We start from the raw sequence: 5,427 nt of genomic DNA on the forward strand, positions 1-5,427 counted from the left end.
GAGAGATAGCGCCCATTAGCTCGATTATCCAAACCGCCGGTCGCATAAATAGAAATTTCGCAGCTCTGGGAGAATTATACGTATTTAACGATATTTGCGACTATTCCGATCTCATTTACGGTGATTTAAAACGTATTAGCGATAATATTTTGATAAAAATTCTAAAGCAAAGAGATATCATCGAAAGCGAAATTTTAGATATTTCCACTAGGTATTTCAGCGCCATAAAGCAAAGCCTAGAGAGCTTATTTTTGGCGGAACAGATGCGAGAGCTCGGATTTTACGATATAAACGAAAAGATTAGCGAGGCGATGGATGATAGGCTTAAAATTTTAGTAATAATTGAGCCAAAAGAAGATTATATTAAAGAATTTCAAAATGAAATTTTTGAAATCAATAAGCTTGATATGGACAAATTTAATAAGAAAGATATATTTACGAATACTATTAAGAAAATTAATAGATTTGGTGTAAATATCACAGAATTTGATGCAAAGCGTTTAAATATAAAGCGTATTGATGGGCTAAAAGATGTCTATTATTTACCATTCGGCGATACTTCGTACAATAATAATTTCGGGATTAAAAAGGATGTCGCCTTAAATCTCAAGAATGAGTTTTTCGACTAATGTTTTACAAGGACCAAATCACCGGCACGCTTGTGAATTATTACATCACCTGTAAGCGTGAGGCGTGGCTTTACGGACACAATATTCACGCCAATCAGGAAGATGAAAACATGCTGATGGGCAAGGCACTAGCGGACATTAAAGAGAGCGGTTTGCAGGAATTTGCATTTTCAAATTTGAAATTTGACAAGCTTTCCAAGCAGCGCGGACATTATCTCATCACCGAATATAAAAAGAGCCTAAAAAATCCAGAAGCAGGCAAGATGCAACTGCTTTTTTACATCTATCTTTTAAAAACAGGCTTAAATTTAAAAGAGGTAAAAGGCAAATTAATTAGCGGCAAAACCGTCATAGCCATTGAGGATAACGCCGAAAATTTCACTAAAATCGAAACAATTCTAAACGGCATTACCGCCCTTGTGAACGAGCCAAAGCCGCCTAAATTTAGCCCGCAAAAGATTTGCGAGAGTTGCGCTTATCGTGATTATTGCATTTAGGAGATAGAATGTACGCTATTTTATTTTACGATATTTCAAGCAGCGACGAAAAGGAGAAAAATAACGCTGCGCGCGTCCGAAAGGCGGTCGAGAAGTTTCTGCCTCGTGTACAATTCAGCGTTTTCGAGGGCGAAATCAGAGCGAGCGATCTTAAAAAATTAATGGCGATTTTGCAAAAAGAATGCTCTAGCAGGCTTGATTCGGTGGTAATTTATACTTTTAATTCGCTCAAATATTCACAGCGTCTCGTCATCGGGTGCGATAAAAACGAGGCAATATTCAGCTAAAATTTAAGGATAAAGTATGCAAAAATCGGATCGCACGCATTTTATTTTGAGCCCAGGCCGATTGCGCCGCAAAGATAATAATCTATACTTCGATAAATTTAACGACGAGGGCGGAATTTTAACTAGTAAAATTTTGCCGATTAACGCAATTGATGAAATTTATATTTTGGCGCGGGTAGAGCTTGACACTTATGCTATGGCGTTTTTGGCTGATAATAACATTTTGTTGCATATTTTTAGCGCCTATCAAAGCTTTCGCGGCAATTTTTTCCCGAACACTTCAAATTCTGTAAACAAAAGCGGCTTTGTGCTTTTGGCGCAGCTGCGGGCTTTTGACGATCTTTCTAAGCGCCTTTTTATCGCTCGCGAGATTACTCGCGCTCGCATCTTAAATGCAGCCATTAATTGCAAGGCTTACGGCGTCTCGCTCGATACTGCGCCGCATCTGGATGCTCTAGCGCGCGCCTGCGACATAGCAGCGGTAATGGCGGTGGAAGGCGGCTTTGCCAAGCAGTATTTCGCGGCCTGGAACGAAATCATCGAGGATCAGCGCAGTTTTAAATTTACGACGCGCTCCAAACGCCCGCCGGCAGATAAAATTAATGCCCTCATTAGCTATGTAAATACGCGCATTTATAACATCTGCCTCAGCGAAATTTACAAAACCGAGCTTGATCCGCGCATCGGCTTTTTGCACGAGCCAAACTACCGTGCGCTAAGTCTGCATCTAGATCTTGCGGAGATTTTTAAGCCTATTTTAGGAGATAGATTAATTTTTGGAATGTTAAACAAGCGCGAGATTACGGCAAAAGATTTTGAAACGGACGCGGGGCGTATTCGATTCGGTCGAGAAGCGGTGCAAAAAATTGAGCTAAAAATGATTGAGAAACTATCATCTTGCGCGAACGTAGCGGGACAGAGCTTAACCTGGCGTCAAATTATCCGTCGCGAGGCAAATCAGATTAAAAAATACGTCTGTGAAGGCGTGCCTTACGAGGGGTTGGTATGGCGGTAGGCTGGGGTTTTAAGCTCATTCGTGCTTTTGAAATTTTGACTAGAATCACTTGCCTATAGATTGTGCCCTCTTAAGATGTATGTGCTTTTGAAATAAATTTGATCTGAAGCACGGAACGGCGAACGAATTGGCTTTAAAAATATATGCTTTTAAAATTTTAGCTTTTTTTGTTGTTCGTACTTCGATTTTTGAATATCTTTATATTTAGATTTTGACATTTGCACTCACGATACATATAGATAGCGATAAAGTTGCTTTTAAGATTCTGAAATGCCTAATTTTGGGCATTGAGCAATCGGCGCTTTTTTAAATTTAGTCCATTTTAAGGCATAAAAATATATACTCCTAACACTTTCTACCTAGAAAAATGGCAAAATTCGTGCGGTAGAATTCCATCCCGTTGGGAATTGAAACATTTTAATAGCTTTGCATATCGAGCAAGAAGAAATAGTAGAATTCCATCCCGTTGGGAATTGAAACTATGGACGACAGCCGCAGAGAAAAGCAAGCGACGAAGTAGAATTCCATTCCACTAGGAATTGAAACATGATATACTTCATCACGTAGCTTGTGGCGTTGTGTAGAATTCCATCCTATTAGATAGAATTCCAAAGGATCTTGAGGTCCACAGTCATAGAATTCAATGCGTTTCTATATATTAGGAAATAAATTCCTAATAAGCAATTTTCTTAGCAAGCCTCCCTAGCAATTCTTAGCGAGTAATCTTCATTGGTAAGTCAACCCTTTTTCTTATCCTTCTTGTTCTTGCGAGAGGGGCTTTCCAGCTTGCGCCAAGCCTCGCTTTTTTGGCTATCCTCCATTAGGACTATCTCCCTGGCGCCGTTTCGCACGAGGTTTGGATCCACTGCAAGCTCCTTCGCACCAATTTTTTCGGGATAGTCTATGCGCGAGAGTATGCAGCGGAAGGCGTTTAGCCGCGCGATCTTTTTGTCGTTGCTATCAAGGATCGTCCACGGCGCAAACTCGGTATTTGAAGCGAGCAGCATCGAGTATTTTGCGAGCGTGTATTGATTCCACAGCTCCTGCGATCTTGCATCCACCGGCGAGAGTTTGTATTGCTTCAGCGGGTCGGTGCGGCGCGATTCGAAGCGCCTTTTTTGCTCCTCTTTGGAGACCGAAAAGTAAAATTTAAACAAAATTATCCCCGCACTTACCAAAAGCTCCTCAAATTTAGGCACTTGGCGCAGGAAATCTTTGTGCTCGGCGTGAGTGCAAAAGCCCATCACCGGCTCGACCATCGCGCGGTTGTACCAGCTGCGATCAAAGATCGCAATCTCGCCACCGCTGGGTAGATGCGCGACGTAGCGCTGGAAATACCACTGCGTCTTTTCGACGTTGCTCGGCTTTTCGAGCGCTACGATGCGGCATCCACGCGGATTTAGATGCTCGGTTAAACGCTTGATCGTGCCGCCTTTGCCCGCCGCGTCGCGCCCCTCCATCAAAATTAAAATTTTTAAGCCTTTTTCTTTTACGAATTTTTGCAGCTTCAAAAGCTCGATCTGGTATCTTTCAAGCAGCGTCTCGTAGTCTTTGAACGAGATTTTTTCGTACTTTGAGCTTTTAAATTCTATCTCTTTCAGCGCTATTTCGCCCGTTTCGGTTTTGATCTCTTTGCTCATATAGCCTCCTAAAAATTTTAAGGAATTTTACAAAAAAGTTCTTTATATTACACTATAAATTCATACTTATTACGTTAGAATGTAGGAAAAAATTTCAAAGGATAAAATTTGATCAGATCACTGATTTTGGCAGCGTTTTTTCTTTTAGGCTTGGGCGCCGAGCCCCTGAAACCCTCCGATGCGTTCAAGCTTAACGCGGCGGCGCAAAGCGATAGCGTAACGCTAAGCTTTGATATCGCGGACGGGGTCTATCTCTATCAAAACGAGATAAAAATTTTCATTGGCGGCGCGGAGGTGACGAACTTAATAAATCTGCCCGCCGCGACCGAATACAAGGATTATAAAATTTATGAGGGCAAATTTAGCATCGCCGTGCCTTTAGGCCTTGTGCTTGCAAATGCAGCAGACAGCGATGATTTCGTGCTTAACGGCGATTTTTTGGGTTGCACGAAATCGGGCTTTTGCTACCAGCCGCAGCAGTTCGGCTTTAGCTTCAAGCGCGTGGTGGAGGGCTATCAGATCAGCAAAATTTCAAACTCCGAGCTGAAAAGATACCGAAGCGGCGTAAATTTCGCGCATATTTCTGACACGTACAGCGCACAGAGCGGGACTGTAAATTTTAAAAGCAATGCCGTAGCTTCGGGCGCAGAGGCAAATTCCTTGGCAAACTCGCATGCGGCGGGAAATTCCGCGGCAAGCTCGGCGGAAAGCGCTGCGGTAAATTCCGACGAAGCTTCCGCGCACAAAAATCCACGCGGCGTAAATTCCATCTCCGAGCAGGATAAAATTTTAAACGTTCTTGGCGGCAAGAGCTTCATCGCGGCGATCGCGCTGTTTTTCGGCTACGGCGTGCTGCTCTCGCTAAGTCCTTGCGTCTATCCGCTCATCCCGATCCTCTCGTCGATCATCGTGGCGAAAACTTCCTCGAAGCCGAGCGCGAAAAAAAGCCTCGCCGTAAGCCTCGCGTATATTTTTGGGATGGCAAGCTCGTATGCGATTTTAGGGGCTTTCGTGGCGGTTTTCGGGCAAAATTTACAAGGCCTGCTGCAAACTCCGCCCGCGCTGATCCTAACCTCGCTCATATTCGCCGCGCTCGCGTTTTCGATGTTTGGATTTTACGAGATCCGCCTGCCCGCGTGCTTTCAAAGCTTCTTAAATAGCAAAAGCGAAAATGCTGGTGGCCTGATCGGAGTTTTTTCGATGGGGCTTATCTCGGCGCTTGTCGTATCGCCGTGCATCTCCGCTCCGCTTGCGGGCGCGCTTGTTTACATTGCGGGCAGCGGCGACGTCCTGCTGGGTGCGGCGGCTCTTTTTGCGCTGGGGCTCGGAAGCGGCGCGCTACTGCTTGTGGTGGGGCTC

At 43.9% G+C, this 5,427-nt stretch carries 5 protein-coding genes and 1 pseudogene; 5 read left to right on the plus strand and 1 reads right to left on the minus strand.

Annotated features, from left to right (window positions below; genetic code table 11):
• The 4 genes and pseudogenes from Q0256_RS05760 to cas1 all read left to right on the plus strand — a co-directional run.
• Window positions 1-629, plus strand: a pseudogene (locus Q0256_RS05760) (CRISPR-associated helicase/endonuclease Cas3); the annotation flags it as partial.
• Entirely contained in the window at window positions 629-1,126 is a 498-nt protein-coding gene (locus Q0256_RS05765) for a Dna2/Cas4 domain-containing protein (protein WP_297960996.1), read from the plus strand. The pseudogene Q0256_RS05760 and the gene Q0256_RS05765, both read left to right, overlap by 1 nt.
• Before the next feature lie 8 nt (window positions 1,127-1,134).
• On the plus strand, window positions 1,135-1,413 hold the full coding sequence (cas2, locus tag Q0256_RS05770) for a CRISPR-associated endonuclease Cas2 (RefSeq protein ID WP_297960999.1): 279 nt from the start codon (window positions 1,135-1,137) through the stop codon (window positions 1,411-1,413).
• A 16-nt stretch (window positions 1,414-1,429) separates the two neighbouring features.
• Window positions 1,430-2,428: a CRISPR-associated endonuclease Cas1 gene (cas1, locus tag Q0256_RS05775; RefSeq protein ID WP_297961002.1), complete on the plus strand. Its 999-nt coding sequence runs from the start codon at window positions 1,430-1,432 to the stop codon at window positions 2,426-2,428.
• Between the two features lie 737 nt (window positions 2,429-3,165).
• On the opposite strand, the gene ppk2 is transcribed toward cas1, so the two are convergent.
• A complete protein-coding gene (ppk2, locus tag Q0256_RS05780) occupies window positions 3,166-4,068 on the minus strand; it encodes a polyphosphate kinase 2 (RefSeq protein WP_005869125.1) in 903 nt (300 codons plus the stop codon).
• 108 nt (window positions 4,069-4,176) lie between these two features.
• On the opposite strand from ppk2, the gene Q0256_RS05785 reads away from it, so the two are divergent.
• On the plus strand, window positions 4,177-5,427 hold a 1,251-nt coding region (locus tag Q0256_RS05785), incomplete at its 3' end, for a protein-disulfide reductase DsbD domain-containing protein (RefSeq protein ID WP_297961006.1).

Source organism: uncultured Campylobacter sp. (genome assembly GCF_937949835.1).
In the GTDB taxonomy this organism is placed as follows: domain Bacteria; phylum Campylobacterota; class Campylobacteria; order Campylobacterales; family Campylobacteraceae; genus Campylobacter_B.